This window comes from Streptomyces sp. NPDC040432, assembly GCF_055595445.1.
Genome location: NZ_JBVIVP010000003.1, coordinates 14,472 through 37,589 on the forward strand (window position 1 = coordinate 14,472; position 23,118 = coordinate 37,589).

General features: G+C 72.3%; 14 protein-coding genes. 5 read left to right on the forward strand and 9 right to left on the reverse strand.

The window, feature by feature from the left end; translation table 11 throughout:
• Positions 1-8: 8 nt before the first annotated feature.
• Positions 9-590 carry a GNAT family N-acetyltransferase gene (locus ACZ58N_RS07335; RefSeq protein ID WP_471156647.1) on the reverse strand — a complete coding sequence of 194 codons (582 nt, stop codon included), beginning with the start codon at positions 588-590 and terminating at the stop codon, positions 9-11.
• Positions 591-830: 240 nt separating this feature from the next.
• Between ACZ58N_RS07335 and secA the strand changes: the two genes are divergently transcribed.
• Positions 831-3,623: a preprotein translocase subunit SecA gene (gene secA / locus ACZ58N_RS07340; protein ID WP_471156650.1), complete on the forward strand. Its 2,793-nt coding sequence runs from the start codon at positions 831-833 to the stop codon at positions 3,621-3,623.
• A gap of 160 nt (positions 3,624-3,783) precedes the next feature.
• Here secA and ACZ58N_RS07345 read toward each other — a convergent pair whose 3' ends face one another.
• Complete coding sequence (locus tag ACZ58N_RS07345) at positions 3,784-4,269, reverse strand: Rv3235 family protein (protein ID WP_471156652.1); 486 nt, start codon at positions 4,267-4,269, stop codon at positions 3,784-3,786.
• 316 nt (positions 4,270-4,585) lie between these two features.
• Here ACZ58N_RS07345 and ACZ58N_RS07350 point away from each other — a divergent pair, with 316 nt between their 5' ends.
• The 3 genes from ACZ58N_RS07350 to ACZ58N_RS07360 all read left to right on the forward strand — a co-directional run bounded on the left by ACZ58N_RS07350 (position 4,586) and on the right by ACZ58N_RS07360 (position 11,089).
• Positions 4,586-5,086 carry a DUF6912 family protein gene (locus ACZ58N_RS07350; RefSeq protein ID WP_471156655.1) on the forward strand — a complete coding sequence of 167 codons (501 nt, stop codon included), beginning with the start codon at positions 4,586-4,588 and terminating at the stop codon, positions 5,084-5,086.
• Positions 5,083-5,751 carry an HAD family hydrolase gene (locus ACZ58N_RS07355; RefSeq protein WP_471156658.1) on the forward strand — a complete coding sequence of 223 codons (669 nt, stop codon included), beginning with the start codon at positions 5,083-5,085 and terminating at the stop codon, positions 5,749-5,751. Before ACZ58N_RS07350 ends, ACZ58N_RS07355 begins: the two co-directional genes overlap by 4 nt.
• A 370-nt stretch (positions 5,752-6,121) precedes the next feature.
• Positions 6,122-11,089, forward strand: a complete 4,968-nt coding sequence (locus tag ACZ58N_RS07360; RefSeq protein ID WP_471156660.1) for an NAD-glutamate dehydrogenase — start codon at positions 6,122-6,124, stop codon at positions 11,087-11,089.
• A 79-nt stretch (positions 11,090-11,168) separates the two neighbouring features.
• Here ACZ58N_RS07360 and ACZ58N_RS07365 read toward each other — a convergent pair whose 3' ends face one another.
• Both ACZ58N_RS07365 and ACZ58N_RS07370 read right to left on the reverse strand, forming a co-directional pair.
• Positions 11,169-11,921, reverse strand: a complete 753-nt coding sequence (locus ACZ58N_RS07365; RefSeq protein WP_471157537.1) for an ABC transporter ATP-binding protein — start codon at positions 11,919-11,921, stop codon at positions 11,169-11,171.
• Positions 11,922-11,982: 61 nt separating this feature from the next.
• Positions 11,983-12,930, reverse strand: a complete 948-nt coding sequence (locus ACZ58N_RS07370; RefSeq protein WP_471156662.1) for an ABC transporter permease — start codon at positions 12,928-12,930, stop codon at positions 11,983-11,985.
• Between the two features lie 147 nt (positions 12,931-13,077).
• Here ACZ58N_RS07370 and ACZ58N_RS07375 point away from each other — a divergent pair, with 147 nt between their 5' ends.
• Positions 13,078-13,692: a TetR/AcrR family transcriptional regulator gene (locus ACZ58N_RS07375; RefSeq protein ID WP_471156664.1), complete on the forward strand. Its 615-nt coding sequence runs from the start codon at positions 13,078-13,080 to the stop codon at positions 13,690-13,692.
• A 157-nt stretch (positions 13,693-13,849) separates the two neighbouring features.
• Here the strand turns inward: ACZ58N_RS07375 and ACZ58N_RS07380 are convergent, their stop codons facing one another.
• From ACZ58N_RS07380 to ACZ58N_RS07400, 5 genes are all read right to left on the reverse strand, one after another.
• Positions 13,850-16,126, reverse strand: coding sequence for a bifunctional glycosyltransferase/CDP-glycerol:glycerophosphate glycerophosphotransferase (locus ACZ58N_RS07380; RefSeq protein ID WP_471156667.1), 2,277 nt, complete (start codon positions 16,124-16,126; stop codon positions 13,850-13,852).
• 128 nt (positions 16,127-16,254) lie between these two features.
• A complete protein-coding gene (locus ACZ58N_RS07385; protein WP_471156670.1) occupies positions 16,255-17,130 on the reverse strand; it encodes a carbohydrate ABC transporter permease in 876 nt (291 codons plus the stop codon).
• Positions 17,127-18,512, reverse strand: a complete 1,386-nt coding sequence (locus ACZ58N_RS07390; RefSeq protein WP_471156672.1) for a carbohydrate ABC transporter permease — start codon at positions 18,510-18,512, stop codon at positions 17,127-17,129. The genes ACZ58N_RS07385 and ACZ58N_RS07390 overlap by 4 nt, the downstream gene beginning before the upstream one ends.
• A 3-nt stretch (positions 18,513-18,515) precedes the next feature.
• A complete protein-coding gene (locus ACZ58N_RS07395) occupies positions 18,516-19,913 on the reverse strand; it encodes an ABC transporter substrate-binding protein (protein ID WP_471156673.1) in 1,398 nt (465 codons plus the stop codon).
• A gap of 118 nt (positions 19,914-20,031) precedes the next feature.
• Positions 20,032-22,962 carry an FtsK/SpoIIIE domain-containing protein gene (locus ACZ58N_RS07400; RefSeq protein ID WP_471156676.1) on the reverse strand — a complete coding sequence of 977 codons (2,931 nt, stop codon included), beginning with the start codon at positions 22,960-22,962 and terminating at the stop codon, positions 20,032-20,034.
• Between the last annotated feature and the right edge of the window lie 156 nt (positions 22,963-23,118).

The window sequence follows — 23,118 nt, forward strand, 5'->3', positions numbered from 1 at the left end:
GCCGCAGCCTAGGCCGGGCCACCGACAGCGGGGAGGTGCGCGAGGGCGGGGGTGAGGCCGAGGTCGGCGGGCAGCAGCGAGCCGATCCAGCAGTCGCGGGTGGTGTCGCCCTTGCGCAGGGCGCCCCGCAGCAGGCCCTCCATCGTGAAGCCGGCCTTCTGCGCGACGGCCCGGGAGCCCGCGTTGCCGACCTCCGCGCGCCACTCCAGTCGTACGACGCCCAGGTCGGTGAAGGCCCAGCGGGCGACGGCCGTCACGGCCTCGGTCATGAATCCCCGGCCCCGGTGCTCCCTGACCGCCCAGTAACCGATCTCGAAGGCGTCCGCCTCGCGCTTGTGCAGGCCCAGGGCCGCGACCAGGGGGCCGTCCGGCGCGATCCGTACGGCGAAGGAGTAGGCGGTGTCCTCGCGCCATCCGGTGGGGACCACCTCGTTCACGAAGTGGTGCGCGTCGGCGCGTTCGTAGGGGGAGGGGACCATCGTCCAGCGTTGTACGTCCGGGTCCTGCGCGGCGGCGTACACCTCGTCCTCGTCGGTGGGGACGAAGGGGCGCAGGGCGAGACGGCCGGTGGTGAGCGTGATCGGCTTCATGGGCGGATTCTGCGGCCGCAGGAGGTGCCGCCGCGAACAGATTTCCCAAAGCCCTGCCGTGAAGTGCGGCACCTTCGGCCGTCCCCGTACGTTCTCATTCCGGGCGTCCGTGCCCTACTGATACGGCGGACCTCCCGACGCGACCACGTCCTCGCTTACGATGGCCGTTGCGGTGGGGCCCACCTGCCGTGCCCGTGTACGTACAGTGCCCAGGCCCGACCGGCAAGGAGACAAACCTCGGTGTCCGTCTTCAACAAGCTCATGCGTGCAGGCGAAGGCAAGATCCTGCGCAAACTGCACCGCATCGCGGACCAGGTCAACTCCATCGAAGAGGACTTCGTCAACCTCTCCGACGCCGAGTTGCGTGCGCTCACGGACGAGTACAAGCAGCGCTTCCAGGACGGCGAGAGCCTGGACGACCTGCTTCCCGAGGCCTTCGCGACGGTCCGCGAGGCCGCGAAGCGCGTCCTCGGCCAGCGTCACTACGACGTCCAGATCATGGGCGGCGCGGCGCTGCACCTCGGGTACGTGGCCGAGATGAAGACCGGTGAGGGCAAGACCCTCGTCGGCACGCTGCCCGCGTACCTGAACGCGCTGTCCGGCAAGGGCGTCCACCTGATCACGGTGAACGACTACCTCGCCGAGCGCGACTCCGAGATGATGGGCCGCGTCCACAAGTTCCTCGGCCTGAACGTCGGCTGCATCCTGGCGAACATGACGCCGGCGCAGCGCCGCGAGCAGTACGGCCACGACATCACGTACGGAACGAACAACGAGTTCGGCTTCGACTACCTCCGCGACAACATGGCGTGGTCGCAGGAGGAGCTCGTCCAGCGCGGCCACAACTTCGCGGTGGTCGACGAGGTCGACTCGATCCTCGTCGACGAGGCCCGTACCCCGCTGATCATCTCCGGCCCGGCCGACCAGGCGACCAAGTGGTACGCCGACTTCGCCAAGCTGGTCACCCGCCTGACCAAGGGCGAGGCGGGCCAGCCGCTGAAGGGCATCGAGGAGACCGGCGACTACGAGGTCGACGAGAAGAAGCGCACCGTCGGCATCCACGAGGCCGGTGTCGCGAAGGTCGAGGACTGGCTCGGCATCGAGAACCTGTACGAGTCGGTGAACACCCCCCTCGTCGGTTACCTCAACAACGCGATCAAGGCCAAGGAACTCTTCAAGGCCGACAAGGACTACGTCGTCATCGACGGCGAGGTCATGATCGTCGACGAGCACACCGGCCGCATCCTGGCCGGTCGCCGCTACAACGAGGGCATGCACCAGGCGATCGAGGCGAAGGAAGGGGTGGACATCAAGGACGAGAACCAGACCCTCGCCACGATCACCCTGCAGAACTTCTTCCGCCTCTACTCGAAGCTGTCCGGCATGACCGGTACGGCCATGACCGAGGCCGCCGAGTTCCACCAGATCTACAAGCTCGGCGTCGTCCCGATCCCGACGAACCGCTCGATGCAGCGCAAGGACCAGCCCGACCTCATCTACCGCACCGAGGTCGCCAAGTTCGCCGCCGTCGTCGACGACATCGCGGAGAAGCACGAGAAGGGCCAGCCGATCCTCGTCGGCACGACGTCGGTCGAGAAGTCCGAGTACCTCTCGCAGCAGCTGTCCAAGCGGGGCGTCCCGCACGAGGTCCTCAACGCCAAGCAGCACGACCGCGAGGCCACGATCGTCGCCCAGGCCGGCCGCCGCGGCGCGGTCACGGTCGCCACGAACATGGCCGGTCGTGGTACAGACATCAAGCTCGGCGGCAACCCGGACGACCTCGCCGAGGCGGAGCTGCGCCAGCGCGGCCTCGACCCGGAGGAGCACATCGAGGAGTGGGCGCACGCCCTGCCCGAGGCGCTCCAGCGCGCGGAGGCGGCCGTGAAGGCCGAGTTCGAGGAGGTCAAGTCCCTCGGCGGGCTGTACGTCCTCGGCACCGAGCGGCACGAGTCGCGTCGCATCGACAACCAGCTGCGCGGTCGTTCCGGCCGTCAGGGCGACCCGGGCGAGTCCCGCTTCTACCTGTCGCTCGGTGACGACCTGATGCGCCTGTTCAAGGCGCAGATGGTCGAGCGGGTCATGGCCATGGCCAACGTCCCGGACGACGTCCCGATCGAGAACAAGATGGTGACGCGCGCGATCGCGTCGGCCCAGTCGCAGGTCGAGACCCAGAACTTCGAGACGCGCAAGAACGTCCTGAAGTACGACGAGGTCCTCAACAGCCAGCGCGAGGTCATCTACGGCGAGCGCCGCCGCGTCCTGGAGGGCGAGGACCTGCACGAGCAGGTGCGCTTCTTCATGGACGACACCATCGACGCGTACATCGCGGCGGAGACGGTCGAGGGCTTCGCCGAGGAGTGGGACCTGGACCGGCTGTGGAGCGCCTTCAAGCAGCTCTACCCGATCAAGACCACGGTCGACGAGCTGGAGGAGGCCGCCGGCGACCGCGTCGGGATCACCGCCGAGTTCATCGCGGAGTCCGTCAAGGACGACATCCACGAGCAGTACGAGTCCCGTGAGAAGGCGCTCGGCTCCGACATCATGCGCGAGCTGGAGCGTCGCGTGGTGCTGTCGGTGCTGGACCGCAAGTGGCGTGAGCACCTCTACGAGATGGACTACCTCCAGGAGGGCATCGGCCTGCGCGCGATGGCTCAGAAGGACCCGCTGGTCGAGTACCAGCGCGAGGGCTTCGACATGTTCAACGCCATGATGGAGGGCATCAAGGAGGAGTCCGTCGGCTACCTGTTCAACCTGGAGGTCCAGGTCGAGCAGCAGGTCGAGGAGGTTCCGGTGCAGAACGCGCCGTCCCTGACGAAGGAGCCGGCGGCCCGCCCGGAGATCCGGGCCAAGGGCCTGGAAGCCCCGCAGCGTCCGGACCGGCTGCACTTCTCGGCCCCGTCCGTGGACGGCGAGGGCGGTGTCATCGAGGGCGAGTTCGACGCGGACGGCTCGGCCGACGGCGGCGACGGCATGACCCGCGCGGAGCGCCGCAAGGCGCAGAAGGCCTCCGGTGGGCGCCGTCGCAAGAAGTGACCGCGTACAAGAAGTGACCGCGTAGGGATCTTCCCGCCGCGCACGACGGTCGGGGCCGGGCACCGTGAGGGTGCCCGGCCCCGACCGTTCCCGGTTTCCGGCCGGTCGCGGTTGTCCGGTGGGGTGGGTCGGGCGCGCGGCCCGTGTGCCGTCCGGTCGGTCAGGGGCGCGGGGCGCCCACCTCGACCGCCGCGCAGCGCCAGCGCAGGTCGGAGCCCTGCTCCAGGCGGAAGGCCATCGCCGAGACCCGGTCGCCCGTCGTGATGCGGGCGAACGCCTCGATGACGCCGGGGCCGGGGTGGAAACGGCCGCAGTGCCGCAGTACGGGCCGCAGGCGCTCGCGCAGGGGCCCGGTCGGCGCCAGGGTGACCAGCTGCTCGTACGCCTCGCCGACTGTGAGGCCGAGCATGGAATGGACGGGTCGCTGCCCGCTGAGCACCGCCAGGAGGCGCTCGGCGAACCAGTCGTGCGGGCCGCCGGGGCGCCGCACCGGTCGGGGGACGGCCCGGGGGATCGTGCGGGGGCCGGACGGGGGGCGCCGCTGGTCGCGCCGGCCGACGGGGCGGGTCCGGCCCGGGGCCGGGGCGGAGGCGGGCCTGCTGCGGCTGCCCTCGCCGCCGACCGTGCTGCGCGTGGTGGTGTCCATGGCGTCTCCCCCGTGCGGGCCGGGCCCGGTGGTCATACCGGGCGGTAACTCGGTGGTGGATTTCTACGGCCGCCGAACACGCTCCGCAACCGGCCGACGGTGCCGGGAGGACGGCGGGCCCGGTTCACTTATCCGGGTGGTCACAGCCCCGTCGGGGCGTACCCGGGACCCTCCGGGGGGACGCCGGTGGACGCGTCCGGGGGCGGCCGGGCGAGCCCGAAAGGGTACGGGCCCGTCACTCCGGCGGACGCACCGTCGGGAACCGCGCGGGCGGTCGTATCCTGAGGGCGTTCCCGACTACCGAAAGCAGCCGGCCATGCGCGTGTACGTCCCCCTGACACTCCCCGGTCTCGCCGAGGCGCACAAGGCGGGCGAGCTGGGGCCCGCCCCGCTCCGCGCCTACGCCGTGACCCCGGAGCTGCGGGAGTGGTACGTGTCCGACGACATCGAGGAACTGGAGTACGCGGCGCTCGGCCGGGCCGCCGTCGCCTCGCTGCGGCTGCTCTCCGCGGACGCCGACGCACCCCGCAAGCGGGTCGTCGTCGCCCTCGACGTCGACGACAAGGCCGCCGCCGCGGACCCCGGGACCGACGAGGCCGCCCTGGGCCGGGTCGTCCTGGCCGCCCCCGTACGCCTCGCCGTGGCCGCGGCGGTCCACCTGGACGCCGACGACGCCGTCGAGGACGTCACGGCCGCCGCGGGTGCCGTGGAGGCCGCCGAGGGCGGGGACGGCGCCGCCCGCCGCGTCGTGGACGCCGCGGAGGACCACGAGCTGCTGTGGTTCGGCGTCCAGGAGATCCCGGGGCTGCTCAAGTGACCGGGTCGAACCCCCACATCGTGTGGGACTGGAACGGCACGCTGCTGCACGACATCGACGCCGTCATAGCCGCGACCAACGCCTCCTTCGCCGAGCTGGGCTTCGCCCCGATCACCCTGGAGCGGTACCGCGACCTGTACGTCGTCCCCGTCCCCAAGTTCTACGAGCGCCTCATGGGACGGCTGCCCACCGACGCCGAGTGGCTCGTCATGGACGAGGCCTTCCACCGCCACTACTGGGCCGCCGCCGACGGCGCCGGGCTGACGGAGGGCGTGCCGGAGCTGCTGCGGGGGTGGCAGGCCGACGGACTGACCCAGTCCCTGCTGTCCCTGGCACCCCACGAGAAGCTGGTGCCCCTCGTCCGGACGCACGGCATCGACCGGCACTTCCTGCGCGTCGACGGGCGCACCGGGCCCTCGCACACGACCAAGGCGGGACATCTCGTACGCCATTTGGCGGCCATGGAGGCAGCCGGTGTGAGTGCCACCCGTACGGTCCTCATCGGGGACGCCGTGGACGACGCGCTCGCCGCGGCCCACGTGGGCGCCCGCGCGGTGCTCTACACCGGCGGTTCGCACAGCCGCACAAGTCTGGAATCGGCCGGCGTGCTCGTCGTGGACACCCTGGCCGAAGCCGTAGCCGCAGCTCGCGAACAGGCCGGATAGCCACCCGGCACGAACAGGGCCGTCGGGTCGCTGTCCAGAGTGTCAAAGTTCCACCCCCGGATTTGTACACATACAGCTCATGACGTGCCGGGGGTGGATCGGGATAGCCTGGTACCCGTGATCAGCGCGATAGTCATCGGGGGCACTGAAGCCCCCGGCCCGCGCCCGGCGCACGAACGTGCCCGGGCCTTCGCTGATCCCCGCTGCCGGGACACCGAGCCGATCTTGGCCGAATCCCTCCCGGTCGGCCCACTCGACGACATAGCGTCGGCAACGATCCCTGACGGACATCCCGCCTCGTGGCGGCGCCTTGTCATTCCTTCCTTCACCACCTACGTCACGCAATGGCGCGCGACAGGAGCCAGAGGACATGCAGACCAAGCTGGACGAAGCAAAGGCCGAGCTGCTCGCGCGGGCGGCACGGGTAGCTGAGAACAGCCCGGCCGGGGGGCTACTTCCGACTGGGTCCGAGCGGGGTGAGCGCCCCGACCGGGGAACGACGCTTTCCTACCTCCAGCGCTACTACCTGCACACCGCACCCGAGGACCTGTTCGACCGGGACCCGGTCGACGTGTTCGGGGCAGCGCTCTCGCACTACCGGCTGGCCGAGAAGCGCCCGCAGGGCACCGCGAACGTGCGCGTGCACACCCCGACGGTCGAGGAGAACGGCTGGACCTCCAGCCACTCGGTCGTCGAGGTCGTCACCGACGACATGCCGTTCCTGGTCGACTCCGTCACCAACGAGCTGTCCCGCCAGGGCCGCGGCATCCACGTCGTGATCCACCCGCAGGTCGTCGTGCGCCGTGACGTCACCGGCAAGCTCATCGAGATCCTCGGCCCCGACTGCGACGCCCACGGTCCGCGCACCGCGCGGCCCCACGACTCCCTCGTGGAGTCCTGGATCCACGTCGAGATCGACCGCGAGACCGACAAGGCCGACCTCAAGCAGATCACCGTCGACCTGCTGCGCGTCCTGTCCGACGTCCGCGAGTCCGTCGAGGACTGGGAGAAGATGCGCGACGCCGCGCTGCGCATCGCCGACGAGCTGCCCGCCGAGCCGACCGCCCCGGACCTGCGCGAGTACGAGCTCGAAGAGGCCCGCGAGCTGCTGCGCTGGCTCGCCGACGACCACTTCACCTTCCTCGGCTACCGCGAGTACAACCTGGTCGACGGCGACGCCCTCTCGGCCGTACCCGGCACCGGCCTCGGCATCCTGCGCTCCGACCCGCACCACAGCGGCAAGGACGACGGCCACCCGGTCTCGCCGTCCTTCAACCGGCTGCCCGCCGACGCCCGCGCCAAGGCCCGCGAGCACCGGCTGCTGGTGCTGACCAAGGCCAACAGCCGGTCCACCGTGCACCGCCCCTCGTACCTCGACTACGTCGGCGTCAAGAAGTTCGACGCCGACGGCAACGTCGTCGGCGAGCGCCGCTTCCTCGGCCTGTTCTCCTCGGCCGCGTACACCGAGTCGGTGCGCCGCGTCCCGGTGATCCGCCGCAAGGTCGCCGAGGTGCTGGACGGCGCGGGCTTCTCGCCGAGCAGCCACGACGGCCGCGACCTGCTCCAGATCCTGGAGACCTACCCGCGCGACGAGCTGTTCCAGACCCCCGTCGACCAGCTCCAGTCCATCGCGACCTCCGTCCTGTACCTCCAGGAACGCCGTCGGCTGCGGCTCTACCTGCGCCAGGACGAGTACGGCCGCTACTACTCCGCGCTGGTCTACCTGCCGCGCGACCGGTACACCACCGGCGTGCGGCTGCGCCTGATCGACATCCTGAAGGAGGAGCTCGACGGCATCAGCGTCGACTTCACCGCCTGGAACACCGAGTCGATCCTCTCCCGCATCCACTTCGTCGTCCGCGTCCCGCAGGGCAAGGAACTGCCCGTCCTGACCGACGGCGACGTCGAACGCATCGAGGCCCGGCTCGTCGAGGCCGCCCGGTCCTGGGCCGACGGCTTCGGCGAGGCCCTCGTCGCGGAGCTGGGCGAGGAGCGCGCCGCCGAGCTGCTGCGCAAGTACGGCACCTCCTTCCCCGAGGGCTACAAGGCCGACCACTCGCCGCGCGCGGCCGTGGCCGACCTGTGCCACCTGGAACGGCTCTCCGCCAGCGACCGCGAGTTCGCGCTCTCGCTGTACGAGCCCGTCGGCGCGGGCCCGGGCGAGCGCCGCTTCAAGATCTACCGGACCGGCGAGCAGGTCTCCCTGTCGGCGGTCCTGCCCGTCCTCCAGCGCCTCGGCGTCGAGGTCACCGACGAGCGGCCCTACGAGCTGCGCCGCACCGACCGGGTCAGCGCCTGGATCTACGACTTCGGCCTGCGCATGCCGCTGTCGACCGGCAACGACGACTCCTACCTCGGTGACGACGCCCGCGAACGCTTCCAGGACGCCTTCGCGGCGGTCTGGAAGGGCGAGGCGGAGAACGACAACTTCAACACCCTCGTCCTGGGCGCCGGGCTCACCTGGCGGCAGGCCGTGGTGCTGCGCGCGTACGCCAAGTACCTGCGGCAGGCCGGCTCCACCTTCAGCCAGGACTACATGGAGGACACCCTCCGCAACAACGTCCACACCACCCGGCTGCTGGTCTCGCTCTTCGAGGCGCGCATGTCGCCGGTCCGCCAGGCCGCCGGCAGCGAGCTCGTCGACGCCATGCTGGAGGAGCTCGACGGGGCCCTGGACCAGGTCGCCTCGCTCGACGAGGACCGCATCCTGCGCGCCTTCCTCACCCTCATCAAGGCGACGCTGCGCACGAACTTCTTCCAGCTGAACAGCGCCGGCGAGCAGCACTCCTACGTGTCGGTGAAGTTCGACCCGCAGGCCATCCCGGACCTGCCGGCCCCGCGCCCGGCCTACGAGATCTGGGTGTACTCCCCGCGCGTCGAGGGCGTCCACCTGCGCTTCGGCAAGGTCGCCCGCGGTGGGCTGCGCTGGTCCGACCGCCGCGAGGACTTCCGTACGGAGATCCTCGGCCTGGTCAAGGCGCAGATGGTGAAGAACACCGTCATCGTCCCGGTCGGCGCCAAGGGCGGCTTCGTCGCGAAGAACCTGCCCGACCCGTCGGTGGACCGCGACGCCTGGCTCGCCGAGGGCATCGCCTCGTACAAGATCTTCATCTCGGCGCTGCTCGACATCACCGACAACATGGTCTCGGGCGAGGTCGTGCCCCCGACCGGCGTGGTCCGCCACGACGAGGACGACACCTACCTCGTCGTCGCCGCCGACAAGGGCACCGCCACCTTCTCCGACATCGCCAACGGGGTCGCCGAGGCCTACGGCTTCTGGCTGGGCGACGCCTTCGCCTCCGGCGGCTCGGCCGGCTACGACCACAAGGGCATGGGCATCACCGCCCGCGGCGCCTGGGAGTCCGTCAAGCGGCACTTCCGCGAGCTCGGGCACGACACCCAGACCGAGGACTTCACCGTCGTCGGCGTCGGTGACATGTCCGGCGACGTCTTCGGCAACGGCATGCTGTTGTCGGAGCACATCCGCCTCGTCGCGGCGTTCGACCACCGGCACATCTTCATCGACCCGAACCCGGACGCGGCCGTCTCCTACGCCGAGCGCCGGCGCCTGTTCGACCTGCCGCGCTCCTCGTGGGCCGACTACGACACCGCGCTGCTCTCGGCGGGCGGCGGCATCCACCCGCGCAGCGCCAAGGCCATCCCGCTCAACGCGCAGGTCCGCGAGGCCCTCGGCATCGAGGCGGGCGTCACGAAGATGACCCCGGCCGAGCTCATGCAGACCATCCTCCAGGCACCGGTGGACCTGCTGTGGAACGGCGGCATCGGCACCTACGTCAAGTCGACGGCCGAAACGCACGCCGACGTCGGCGACAAGGCCAACGACGCCATCCGCGTCAACGGATCCGACGTCCGCGCCAAGGTCATCGGCGAGGGCGGCAACCTGGGGCTCACCCAGCTCGGCCGGATCGAGTTCGCCCGCACCGGAGCCGGTGGCGAGGGCGGAAAGATCAACACCGACGCCATCGACAACAGCGCGGGCGTGGACACCTCCGACCACGAGGTGAACATCAAGATCCTGCTCAACGCGGTCGTCGCCGACGGCGACCTGACCGTCAAGCAGCGCAACGCGCTCCTCGCCGAGATGACCGACGAGGTCGGTCACCTGGTGCTGCGCAACAACTACGCGCAGAACGTGGCGCTGGCCAACGGCGCGTCGCAGGCCCCGAGCCTGCTGCACGCCCAGCAGCGCTTCATGCGCCGGCTCGAGCGCGACGGGCTGCTCAACCGGGGGCTGGAGTTCCTGCCCACCGACCGGCAGATCCGCGAGCTCCTGAGCAACGGCAAGGGCCTGACGCAGCCGGAGCTGGCCGTCCTGTTCGCCTACACCAAGATCACGGTGGCGGACGAACTCATCGCGACGGACCTGCCGGACGACCCGTACCTGCGCCGACTGCTGCACGCCTACTTCCCGGGCGCGCTGCGGGCGAAGTTCCCCGAGCAGATCGAGGGCCACGCCCTGCGCCGGGAGATCATCACGACCCTGCTGGTCAACGACACCGTCAACACCGGTGGTTCGACGTTCCTGCACCGCCTCCGCGAGGAGACGGGCGCCTCGCTGGAGGAGATCGTCCGGGCGCAGCTCGCGGCCCGCGAGATCTTCGGCCTGGCCGACGTGTGGGACGCGGTCGAGGCGCTGGACAACGAGGTCGACGCCAGTGTCCAGACCCGGGTGCGGCTGCACTCGCGGCGGCTGGTCGAGCGCGGTACGCGCTGGCTGCTGAACAACCGGCCGCAGCCGCTCCAGATCACCGAGACCATCGAGGCCTTCGGCCGCCGGGTCTCCGAGGTCTGGGCCGAGCTGCCCAAGCTGGTGCGCGGCGCCGACCTGGACTGGTACCGGTCGATCATGGACGAACTGACCGGTGAGGGCGTGCCGGAGGAGCTCGCGGCCAAGGTCGCCGGGTTCTCCTCGGCCTTCCCGACGCTGGACATCGTCGCCATCGCGGACCGCCTGGGCATGGACCCGTTGGACGTCGCGGAGGTCTACTACGACCTCGCCGACCGGTTGGACATCACCCAGCTGATGGACCGGATCATCGAACTGCCGCGGGCCGACCGCTGGCAGTCGATGGCGCGGGCCTCCATCCGCGAGGACCTGTTCGCCGCGCACGCCGCGCTGACCGCCGACGTCCTCGCGGTGGGCAACGGCACCTCGACGCCCGAGGAGCGCTTCAAGGCGTGGGAGGACAAGAACGCCGCGATCATCGGGCGTGCCCGCTCCACGCTGGAGGAGATCCAGGGGTCGGACGACTTCGACCTGGCGAACCTGTCGGTGGCGATGCGGACGATGCGCAGCCTGCTGCGCACGCACAGCTGACACCTCGAACGGGGAGGGCCCCGGTTCCCGGACGACGTCCGGGAACCGGGGCCCTCCCCGTTCGGGCGGGTCAATACACCTAGCCGCGGGTGAAGGCCTCGTAGGCGTCGCAGACCTCGGCGGACGGGCCGTCCATGCGCAGCACGCCCGATTCCAGCCAGATCGCCCGGTCGCAGGTCTCGCGGACCGTGCCGATGCCGTGGCTCACGAGGAAGACGGTGCCGGCGCGCTCGCGGAGTTCCTCGATGCGGGCCTGGCTGCGGCGCTGGAAGGCGGCGTCCCCGGTGGCGAGGGCCTCGTCGATCATCAGGACGTCGTGGTCCTTGGCGGCGGCGATGGAGAAGCGCAGCCGGGCGCCCATGCCGGAGGAGTAGGTGCGCATGGGCAGCCCGATGAAGTCGCCCTTCTCGTTGATGCCGGAGAAGTCGACGATGTCCTGGTAGCGCTCGCGCACCTGTTCCCGGGACATGCCCATCGCGAGGCCCCCGAGGACCACGTTGCGTTCGCCCGTCAGGTCGTTCATCAGGGCGGCGTTCACTCCGAGGAGCGAGGGTTGGCCGTGTGAGTACACGGTGCCCGAGGCCACCGGCTGGAGTCCGGCGATGGCCTTCAGGAGGGTGGACTTGCCCGAGCCGTTGGAGCCGATGAGGCCGATGGCCTCGCCCTTGTACGCGGTGAAGGTGACGCCCTTGACGGCGTGCACCTCGCGGACGCCGGGGGTGGGGCCGCGGGAGAAGATCCGGCTGAGGGCGGCGGTGGCGCCGCCCTTGCGGGCGCCGGATCCCTGGACCTTGTAGATGACGTGCACGTCGTCGGCGATGACGGTGGGGATCCGGGCGCCGGGGACGGGCGGGGCGGTCCGTGCGGGTGCGGGTGCGGTGCGGGTCGAGGTGTCAGCCACGGCCGTACTCCTCCTCTGCCTTCCAGAAGTAGACGAACCCGCCGACGCCGGCGAGCAGGGCCCAGCCGATGGCGATCGGCCAGACGTGGTGGGGCAGGGAGCCGGTCCCGAAGCTGTCGATCAGGGCGAAGCGCATCAGGTCGATGTACACGGCTGCCGGGTTGGCCTTGAGCAGCAGCAGCACCCAGTGCGGCAGGTCGTCGGCCTTCAGGAAGCTGTCGATCGACCACATGACGCCCGAGGAGTACATCCAAGTCCGCAGGATGAACGGCATCAGCTGGCTGACGTCCGGGTTCTTGCTCCCGATGCGGGCCATGACCATGGCGCAGCCGGCGCAGAAGACGGCCATGAGGAGCAGCGTCGGGGCGGCGAGGAACCAGGACCAGGCGGGGGTCTGGCCGAAGGCGAGCAGCAGCACCACCAGTGCGGCCATCGTGACCAGCAGCTGTTGGAAGAGCTGGACGACCGAGGACAGGGGCAGGCTGGCGCGCGGGAAGTGCAGGGCGCGGACCAGGCCGAGGTTGCCGTGGACGGCGCGGGTGCCCGCGTTGATGGAACTGCCGATGAAGTCCCACACGAACACGCCGGTGATCAGGAAGGGCAGGTAGTCGGGCACGGCGTGCCCGGCCCGCATCACGATGCCGAAGATGAAGTAGTAGACGGCCGCGTTGAGCAGGGGGGTCACCAGGTGCCAGACCTGCCCGAGCTTGGCCGTGCTGTACGTGGCGTGCATGCGGGCGGTGGCGTACGCCGTCACGAAGTGCCGGCGGTCCCAGAGCTGGGCGACGTACCGGGGGAGGGAGGGGCGGGCGCCGCTGACGGTCAGCCCGTGGGCGGCGGCCAGCTCGGCCGGGGTGGGCGGCGGGGCGTGCGACGCCGGGGTGGGCGGCGGGGCGTGCGACGCCGGGGCGGTCACGGTGGTCACGGGGGTCGCGGTCACAGGAGTCGCTTTCGACGGGGGCGTGGCGTCGGATGACGTCGGAACGGGTCCGTATCGTCGCTACGTGGAGATTAGGTCGATCGACGTCGGAACGCAACCGTATCGTCGTGACGCGTCGGGGGCGGCGTGCGCGGCTATGCTCGCTGCATGACTTCCGAGCCCGCAGCCAGCCCCGCCCGCCGAGCCCCCGCCGGGGCCGCAGTCCTGCGCGAGGACGTCACCGAGGCGATCCGGGCGGCCGTGGTGGAGGAACTGGCCGCCGTGGGCTTCGCCCGCATGTCGATCGAGGGCATCGCCCGCCGCGCCGGGGTCGGCAAGACCGCGGTCTACCGCCGCTGGAAGTCGAAGCTCCACCTGGTCCTGGACCTCGTCGGGGCCTTCGCCGCCGACGGTCTGCCGGTACCGGCCACCGGCTCGCTGCACGGCGACGTACGGGCCCTGCTGGAGGTGATGTCACACGTCCTGCGCCACCCGGTCGCCTCGGCGGTCATTCCCGACCTGCTCGTCGAGGCCGCGCGCAACCCCGAGATCGCGGACGCGGTGCGCGGAGCGATCCTGGACGGCCAGCGCCGGCTCGCCGAGGGGATCGTCGCCGAGGCGGTCGCGCGCGGCGAACTGTCGGAGTCGGCGACCCCCGATCGGGCCCTGGACCTGGCGATCGGCCCGCTGTATTGGCGCCAGGTGGTCGTACGGGACGAGGTGCCGGCGGGCTACCTGGACGAGCTGGCCCGCTCGGTGGTCGCCGGCCTGAAGGCCGCCTGACCGGGGGCGTGACCGGGACGGACGCCCCACCGGCGTCGGGGCCCGGAGTATCGGGGGCCCGGGGCGTCGTCGGGGACGGAGCCCGGCCGGGGTGCGGCGCGGTTCCGAGCGGGCCCGGCCGGGGTGCGGCGCGGGCCCGGCCGGGAGGTGGGACCGCTCAGAAGCCGAAGCCGCCCGCGCCGAGGCGTGCGGGCGTCGGCAGGGGCTCCGGGGCGGGGGCCGGGGCCGCGGGCGCGGGCCGGCGCTCCTCCAGCGGAACGATCGCGGGGACCGGGACGGCCTGCCCCAGGAAGACCCGGCGCACGACCCGCTCGGCCGCGTGGCCGTCGTCGTGCGAACAGAACCTGGCGCGGAACGACGCGCGCAGCTGGGCCGAGCGGGAGCCCTGCCAGTGACCCGTCGCGAAGATGTCCACGAGCTCGTCCTCGGTGCGGGCCACCGCCCCCGGCGGGCACGTCCGCAGGTCGAAGTAGGTGCCGCGGGCGGCCTCGTACGCCTCCCAGTCATCCGCGTGGATCACGATCGGCCGGTCCAGGGTCGCGTAGTCGAACATCAGGGAGGAGTAGTCGGTGACGAGTGCGTCCGAGGCGAGGCACAACTCCTCGACCGACGGATGCGCGGAGACGTCGATCAGCCGCGGGTGCGGCTCCCACGCCGGGCTGGTGCCCGCGTACGTGAGGTGCGTACGGGCCAGCACGGTGAACCGCGGACCCAGATCGCGCAGCACCCGTTCGAAGTCCAGGTGGTCGGGGCGACTGCGCCGGTAGTCCCGGTGCGTCGGCGCGTACAGGATCGCGGTCGACCCCGGCGCGATGCCCAGCCGTTCGCGCAGTTCGAGGACCTCGGAGCGGGTGGCCCGGTGGAAGGCGTCGTTGCGCGGGTAGCCGTACTCCAGCGTCGTGTACGAGGACGGCAGCGCCCGCTCCCAGACGAGGGTGGAGTGCCGGTTCGCGGACAGCAGGTAGTCCCACTGGTCGGCGCCGCGCAGCAGCCCCGCGAAATCCGTCGTCGGGGTCGCCGCCGGCCGGTCCTGGAGGTCCAGGCCGACCCGCTTGAGCGGGGTGCCGTGCTGGGTCTGCACCAGGATCTGGCCGGGCCGCTTGACCAGCGCGCGGTCGAAATTGACGTTCGTGGTGAGGTAGGTGGCCCGGGCGAGGGCCGTCCAGTACGCGGCGGAACCGGGACGCAGCGCGGCCGTCGTCGCCGGCAGCGTCGCCGCGTGCTCCGGATCGCAGATCCACGCCGTGCGCATCCGCGGGGCCAGTTCGCGCAGCTTCGCCTCGATCGCCGCCGGGTTGCAGGCGTAACCGCCGTGCCAGTACGCGGAGAAGACGGCCAGCTCCGGGCGCAGCGGCAGCAGCCGCTGGATCCGGTAGTGCAGCCGCAGCAGCGTCTCGCGCAGGCCCCGACCGAGCACCCGGGCCCCGCCGCCGGCGGCCAGGGCGGCCCGGCGGGCCGTCGACAGCACCCGGTAGGTGCGCCGGACCCCGAGCCGCATCAGGGCGTGCCGGAGCTGGTCGGTACGGGTCGCCACCGGCAGCCCACCGGCCGGGCCGGTCGGGGGCCGCCGGCGGCGCAGCAGGGTCGAGGCCCGCGCGAAGAACTCGGCGCGCGCGGCGCGCGGGAGGCGGCGCGGGTCGCCGTACACGGCGCAGAAGTGCTCGGCCATCCGCCGGTGCACGGCCGGGCGCCAACGCTCCAGCTCGGGCCGGGTGCCGAGGAAGGCGAAGACCCGTTCGTACTGGTCGAAGACGTCGAGGTGGCGGCGGCTCGACGTGGTGAGGATCGACCCGGTGCGGCGCTGGCGGTAATGGACGCAGACCCGGTCGAGGACGGCCACGGACTCGGCCGCCAACAGCGCCGGATAGGTCCAGGGGGTGTCCTCGTAGAAGCCGGGCGGGAAGGTGAGGCCCTCGCGCTCCACGTACTCGCGGCGGTACGCCTTGTTCCACACCACCATCAGCATGCCCAGCAGGTCCGGACGGTCCGCGAGCCGGAAGCTGGCCGGGCCCTCCTCGTCCAGACGGTGCGCGAGTCGGTTGCGCACCACCTCGCCGGTCCAGAAGGCGCGCGCGTAGTCGTAGACCAGGACGTCCGGGGAGCCGGTGGCCTTGAGCCGGTCGGTGACGGCCTGGAGGGCCCCCGGGGCGAGGGTGTCGTCACCGTCGAGGAAGATCAGGTAATCGCCGCGGGCCCGGGCCAGTCCCGCGTTGCGGGCCGGGCCCAGGCCCAGGTTGTGCGCCAGGTGCACCGCGGTGACACGGGGGTCACGGGCCGCGTACTCGTCGATGATCGAACCGCAGGCGTCCGGGGAGGCGTCGTCGACCGCGATCAGCTCCAGATCCGGGTACGACTGGGACAGGACCGAATCCAGACTCTCCTGGAGGTACGCCTGAACCTTGTACGCGGGCACGATGACGCTGAACCGGGGCACGGCACATCCAGGGGTCGGCGCGGGCATATGGCCCAGGAACCCCGGGCGTGGTGATCGGGTTACGCCGCGTGCGCCATACGGGTTACCCGGCGTCAACGTCCCACGTCAACAGCGTGATCAGGAGCGGATCACTTGACCGCGCCGGCCATCACCCCCGTCACGAACTGCCGTTGGAACGCGAAGAAGACGGCGAGCGGCACCACCATCGACAGGAACGCCCCGGGGGCCAGGACGTCGATGTTGTTCCCGAACTGCCTCACCTGCTGCTGGAGCGCCACCGTCACCGGCGGATGTGCGGAATCGGCGAACACCAGCGCCACCAGCATGTCGTTCCACACCCACAGGAACTGGAAGATGCCGAGCGAGGCGAGTGCCGGACCGCCGAGCGGCAGCACCACCTTCGCGAACAGGCGCAGTTCGCCGGCGCCGTCCAGGCGGGCCGCCTCCAGCAGTTCGCGCGGGATCTCCGCGAAGAAGTTCCGCAGCAGGAACACCGCGAAGGGGAGTCCGAAGGCCGTGTGGAACAGCACCACCCCCGCCGTCGTCTCGAACAGCCCGATGGAACCGAAGAGTTCGGACACCGGGATCAAGGCGACCTGCACCGGGACCACCAACAGGCCGACGACCAGCAGGAACAGCCAGTCCCGGCCGGGGAACTCCAGCCAGGCGAAGGCGTATCCGGCGAACGCGCCCAACACTAGGACCAGCACCGTCGCCGGGACGGCGATCGCGACCGTGTTCAGCAGCGATCCGGTGATCGTGTCGTTCTCCAGCAGCCGCCCGTAGTTCGACGCCGTCAGCCGCGACGGCGCCGTCAGCACCTGCCACCAGCCGCCCCGGTTCAGGTCGTCGGGAGCCAGGAACGAGGACAGCAGCAGCCCGAGCGCGGGCACCAGCCAGAACAGGGCGACGAGGACCAGGAACACCCGCACCGCCCCCGACGCCACCCGGGCGGCTACCGCCCGGCCCGCCGACGTCGTCCGCCCGCCCGCGGAGCCGCTCATCGCGATCCCTCCTTCCGCAGCCTGCGGATGTTCACCAGCATCACGGGCAGCACCAGCACCAGCAGCAGTACGGCGATGGCGCTGCCCAGCCCCGGATCGGCGTCCGTGCCGAACGACGTCCGGTACAGCTGGAGCGCGAGCACGTTCGCGTCGTCCTGGACCGCGCCCGGAGCGATCACGAAGACCAGGTCGAACACCTTCATCACGTTGATGACGAGCGTGACCAGCACGACCACGAGCACGGGCCCCAACAACGGCACCGTGATCCGGCGGAACACCTGCCACTCACCCGCCCCGTCCACCCGCGCCGCCTCCAGCAGCTCGCGCGGCACCGAGGCCAACCCGGCCCCGATCAGCACCATCGCGAAACCGGCCCACATCCAGACGTACGCACCGATCACCGCCGGGGTCACCAGCGCCGGGCCCAGCCACTGGACCCCCGCGTACGCCTCCCGGAAGTTCTCGGCGGGCAGCCGCAGCAGTGCCCCGTCGGCCTTCGCGGACATCAGGAACGTCCCGTCGGCGCGGGTCTTCGCCGACTCCACCACCCTGTCGCCCTTCACCGCCTCGACCCGCATCCCGGCGAAGGCCGACTCCGTGGGGTCCACGGTGTTCGTCGTGCCGCCCCCGCCCCGGGTGAAGTCCTGCCAGACCGTCCCGGTGACCTTCCGCGGATCCGAACCGGCCGCCCCGGCCGCGGCGGTCCCCGCGGGCAGGTCCTCCGGCGCCACCCCCACCAGCGGGAGCAGCACCGGCACGCCGGCCCGCGCCGGCTCGCGGGTCACGAAGGCGCCGCCCGCCGCGGGCTCCAGCGGCGAGTCCCGGCCCGGCCGGGCCCGGGGGAAGGCCGAGGACTCCGCGAAGGTGTCGTGCACCCCCACCCAGACGGCGTTGGCGACGCCCTTGCCCGGGTCGTGGTCGTAGACGAGCCGGAAGATGATCCCCGCCGCCAGCATGGAGATCGCCATCGGCATGAAGACGATCAGCTTGAACGCCGTTCCCCAGCGCACCCGTTCGGTCAGCACCGCGAAGATCAGGCCGAGCGCGGTCGCCGTCGTCGGAGCCAGCACCACCCACACGGCGGTGTTCTTCAGGGCCGTGCGGATCGTGTCGTCGCCGAGGATCTCCCGATAGTTGGCGCCGCCGACGAACGCGTCGCCGGAGCGGTCGAAGAAGCTGCGGTACACGGAGTAGCCGATGGGGTGCACGACGAGCGCACCCAGCAGGACGAGGGCCGGGAGGAGGAACGCCGCCGCGATCAGCCGGCGGCGCCGGTCCTCGGCCGACCGCGGGGCCGACTTCCGCGGAGCGGACCCTCCCGGACCGGACCTTCCCGCGGCCGGCTCCCGCGGGGCCGACCTCCGTGAGGCTGTGGCCGCCACGGGTCAGCCCCCGTAGGCCTTGGCCGCTTCGGCCTCCAGTTTCGCCTGCGCCCCCGCCACGTCCGCCGGGTTCGCCAGGAAGTCCTGGAGCGCCTTCCACTCGCCCGACCCCGGCGTACCGCCGAACGCCGCCGGAGCCTGGTCCGACATGTCGAAGCGGAAGTCGTCGCCCGCCGCGATCAGCGACTTCGCGATCCCGCGCTGGATGTCGTTCGGATAGGCGGCCGGGTCCACGGCCTTGTTCGGCGAGACGAAACCGCCCTCGCGGGCCTGGATCTCCGCCGCGTCCGGCGAGGCCAGGAACGTCAACAGCGCCTGCGCGCCCTTCGACGGCTTCAACGCCACCGCCACGTCACCGCCCGAAACGACCGGAGGCTTCGCACCCACCGCCGGGAACGGGAACACCAGGGCGTCCTCGCCCACCTTCGCCTCGGTCTGCGCGATGTTCACCGCCACGAAGTCGCCCTCGAAGACCATCGCCGCCGCCGGCCGGTCACCACCGGTGAACGTCTGGGTCACCGACTTCGGGAACTCCGTCGACAGCGCCCCGCTCTGGCCGCCCGCCAGGAAGTCCTTGCGTCCGAACAGCTCGCCGAGCGTCGTCAGCGCCTGCTTGACGCTGTCGTCCGTCCACTTCAGCTCGTGCTTGGCCAACTGGTCGTACTTCTGCGGACCCGACTGGGAGAGGTAGACGTTCTCGAACCAGTCCGTCAGCGTCCAGCCGTCGGCCCCCGCCACCGACACCGCCGGCGTACCGGACGCCGAGAGCGTGTCGGCCGCCGCGACCAGGTCCTTCCAGGTCTTGGGGGGCGTCACGCCCGCCGCCTCGAAGGCCTTCGCGTTGTACCAGATGAGCGACTTGTTGGCGGCCTTGTAGTACACGCCGTACTGGGTGCCGTCGACCGCGCCGAGGTCCTTCCAGCCCGCCGAGTAGTTCGCGTCCAACTGGGCCTTCGTCTCCGGACCCACCGGCTGCGCCCACTTGTTCTGCACCGCCGCGCGCAGCGCCCCGACCTGCGGGAGCAGCGCCACGTCCGGTGGGGCGCCGCCCGCCACCTTCGTACCGAGGAACGTGACGATCGGGTCCTGGGCCGGGACGAAGGTGACGCTCGCCCCCGTCCGCTTCTCGAACTCCTTCAGGACCTTGGTGAAGTTGGCCTGCTCCGGGCCCGTCCACACCGCCGCGACCTCCAGCTTCTCGCCGGGCAACTGCGGTAACTGCACCCGGGAGGCCGACGGCCGCTCCCCCTGCGGGGGGCCGGGCTCCGGATCCTTGCCGTCCCCGCAGCCCGCGAGGGTCAGTGCCCCCGCCGCGGCCAGGGCCGTCCACGCCCCGCCCTGCACAAGGGCCCGCGTCCTGCCCGTACTTCGCCGTTCCCGCTGTCGTCCCTGTCGTCGCATGGTGTCGCCCCCGATGCCGTGTGGCCTTGGTGGTGTGTCCCGTGCCACAAGGTCTACGCCGCCCCGCGCACCCCCGCAATACCGCGTCGCGGGGGCGCCGGGGAGGCCGGTGCCGACGTCAGGGGGCCGGCGGGAAGAGCACGGGCACCGCGGACACCAGGTGGGAAGCCCGGTCGAGGGCGCTGGCCAGGAGCGCGAGGTCGGTCGGGCCGTTGCCCAGTTCCCGCACCGGCCGACGGGTCGGCGGGTCGCCCATCCGGTCCCACTCCACCGGCACGACCGTCGGTCTCAGGGTCGCCGTCCGAGGGATCCGGCCCGTGACCCGGCCGCCCTGGAAGGGCACCCTGCGGCCGTCGGCGTACCGGAGCACGCCGCGTCCGGGGCCGGGCTGGTCGGGGGAGTCCAACTCGACCCGCAGCGTCGCCAACCGGGCCGGCTCGGAGTCGGCCGTGCGCTCCGGTCGGGCGGTGGCCGCGATCAGGTGCACCCCGAGCCGGGTCCCCTCACGGGCCACCGCCTCCAGCGCGCGCACCACCGAACCGGCCGCGGGCCGCCCCGTACTGCCCAGGGCGGGCGCCACCAGCGCGTCGAAGTCGTCGACCAGGACCACCAGTCGGGGCAACGGACTGGGACCGGCAGCGGGGTCGGTGCGCGGGGTGGAGGCCCGCAACCGCAGGGTTCCGCTGCGCGGCGGATCCAGGTCACCGTGCTGTTCGCCGGGCGTGGGCCGGCGCGGGGACACCATGTGGTCGGACACGGCCCGGTGGGCGTGCCACTCCGCGAACGGCACCCCGTCCAACAGCTCGTGGCGGCGCTTCAGTTCGGCACCGAGGGCCTGCGCGAACTCCCGCATGCGCACCGGGTCGGACGCCACCAGGTGCGCCGATACGTGCGGCAGCTCCGTACAGGGCAGGAGGCCGTCGCCGCGCTCGCCGCCGGCGCCGTCGAGGAGGACCAGCGCGAGGCGGTCGGGACGGGCCGCCGCCGCGAGCGAGGCGGCCAGTGAGCGCAGCAGCTCCGTACGGCCGCTCCCGGCCGGGCCCTCGACGAGGAGGTGCGGGCCCTCATGGGCCAGCTCCGCGCCGACCGGACCGCGCTTCCCGGTACCGAGGACGATCTCGGCGAGGCCACCGACGCCCTGCCCCTGCTCGGTCGCGGCGGCCCACCGTGCCATCAGGGAGGCCGGAGTGGCCCGGGCCAGCCCCAGCTCGTCCAACAGCCGCGAGGTCGCGGGCAGGTTGGCGGCGGCCGGCCGGTACCCGTCGTCGCCGGCCGGGGCGTCCGCGCGCAGCGGTGCCAGGGCCCGGGCGAAACGCTCCGCCCAGGCGGCGGAGACCGCGTCGGCGACGGCGGTGCCGCCGGGCGCCACCGGTCTGCCGCCGCTGACCGCGAAGGTTCGTACGGCGGTCGCGACGTCCCCGCTGAGCAGGGCTGCCGTCGCGCAGTGGCGGAAGGCGGGCGAGGCCGCGCAGGCGTCCTCGTACGTCTCGACCACCGGGGAGGCGGGCGTCGCCGCCGGCGCGTCCGCGAGCGCCACGACGTGGATCCCGGCGGCCGGCCCGTGGGAGGCCAGCCGGCCGGTCACCTCGCGCAGGGCGCCCGAGCCCGGATCGCCGTCGAGGACGACGACCGTGCGCGCCCCTCCGTAGCCGCGGGCGGCCTCCCGCACGGCGGCCGGGTCCGCCGCGGCCCAGTTGGTGCCGAGGGGGCTGTCGTCCAGCCGACGGGTCAACTCACCGGCCCGGGCCGCGGCCTGGTCGCGGTCGTACGCCAGCAGCAGCCGGCAGTCCTGTCCGTGTGCGGGGCGCACGTGCGGCAGCCACCCCAGCCAGCCCCAGTCGCGCAGGCGTTCCTGGACGGGCCGGGCCCGGTCGGCCGCGATGAGGACGATCTCCAGCTGTCCGGGCGCGTGCAGCGCGGCCAACTGCGCGACCACGGAGCGGGCCACCCCGGTCAGCCGGGCCCGCGGGCCGGCGATGCCCAGCGAGCCGACGCCGAGCAGCGCGACCCGGCTGCCGGCGCCGAGCCCGACCTCCAGGAGCCGGGGGTGCTCGGGCCCCCGCGACCAGAGCCGGCCGGTCGGGCCGAGCGCGGCCAGCAGCAGCGAGGCCGGTTCGTCCGGGTCGGGAGCCGCGGCGACGGGCGCCTCCGGCTCGGCCACGGCCTCCGGCTCGGCCTCCTCGCCCCGGACCCACTTGCGGGCCCAGGCCCCGATCCCGCGGCGCGACCTGGCGGCGTCGGGCGCCGCGGCGTCGGGGGCAGCGCCGGTGCGGGGCTCGGCGGCTCCGTAGGGGAGGGCGCCCGCGGTCGGCGGTCGGCCGGCCGCCGGCGCAGCGGTGTCGTGAGATCCGGCGGGGGCGGGGGTCGGGGCCGGTTCCGCTTCGCGTGCGGCCGGGGGGCGTTGCAGGGACAGGTGCCCCTCCAGGTCCGGGACCACGGTCAGGGGGGCCGCGCCCGCGCGGGCCAGTCGCAACGTCGATTCGCCGATCCGCAGCAGGGCGCCCGGGGCCAGCGCGACCGGCCGCGGGCCGACGGGCGTTCCGTCCAACGTGGTGCCGTTCGTCGAGCCGAGGTCGGCCACGGCGACCCGTCCGTCCGACATGACGGTCACCGCGCAGTGCAGCCGCGACACGTCCGGGTCGTCCAGCGGCACGTCGGCGTCCGCCGAGCGACCGATTCGTACGGCGCCGGGGTGCAGCAGGTGGACCCCGCCGGCGTCCGGGCCGGCCACCACGTGCAGCTGCGCGGCGCCGGGGCCCTCCTCGGGCAGCACGTCGGCGTTCGGCAGCGGGGCGTGCAGGGCCAGTACCGCCCCGTCGACCAGCGGGGGCTCGCCCAGGACGGCCCGCTGCGGGTCGAGCCGCTGCGAACCGGCGTACAGCACCACGGTGCCGCCGGTGTCGGGCCCTCCGGCGGCCGCGGCGAGCCCGGAGGCCACGCCGGCCAGGGGGGTGCCGGCGGGCGCGGTGACGAGTACGTCACCACTGGCCGGCGCGGAGGCGGTCTGGTGGCCGCTGCGCGACCCAAGCACGGTCAGCCGGATCTGCATCGCCGTCAGCGGTCCCTTCTGCGCGGAGCGCAGTGCGCGGAGCGTGCGCCCGGCAGGGAACGGGCGGGACGAGCCCGCCCGACCACCCCCACCCGGCGCGGACGCCTCGTCCGGTCAGGTACGCCGGAAGGGCAGGGCTCCCGTCCCGGCCGTTCC

Coding starts and splice junctions, on each gene's coding strand:
- ACZ58N_RS07350 (WP_471156655.1), top strand. CDS start 4,586: ATGCGCGTGTACGTCCCCCTGACACTCCCCGGTCTCGCCGAGGCGCAC.
- ACZ58N_RS07400 (WP_471156676.1), bottom strand. CDS start 22,962: ATGCAGATCCGGCTGACCGTGCTTGGGTCGCGCAGCGGCCACCAGACC.
- ACZ58N_RS07385 (WP_471156670.1), bottom strand. CDS start 17,130: ATGAGCGGCTCCGCGGGCGGGCGGACGACGTCGGCGGGCCGGGCGGTA.
- ACZ58N_RS07335 (WP_471156647.1), bottom strand. CDS start 590: ATGAAGCCGATCACGCTCACCACCGGCCGTCTCGCCCTGCGCCCCTTC.
- ACZ58N_RS07360 (WP_471156660.1), top strand. CDS start 6,122: ATGCAGACCAAGCTGGACGAAGCAAAGGCCGAGCTGCTCGCGCGGGCG.
- ACZ58N_RS07395 (WP_471156673.1), bottom strand. CDS start 19,913: ATGCGACGACAGGGACGACAGCGGGAACGGCGAAGTACGGGCAGGACG.
- ACZ58N_RS07375 (WP_471156664.1), top strand. CDS start 13,078: ATGACTTCCGAGCCCGCAGCCAGCCCCGCCCGCCGAGCCCCCGCCGGG.
- ACZ58N_RS07345 (WP_471156652.1), bottom strand. CDS start 4,269: ATGGACACCACCACGCGCAGCACGGTCGGCGGCGAGGGCAGCCGCAGC.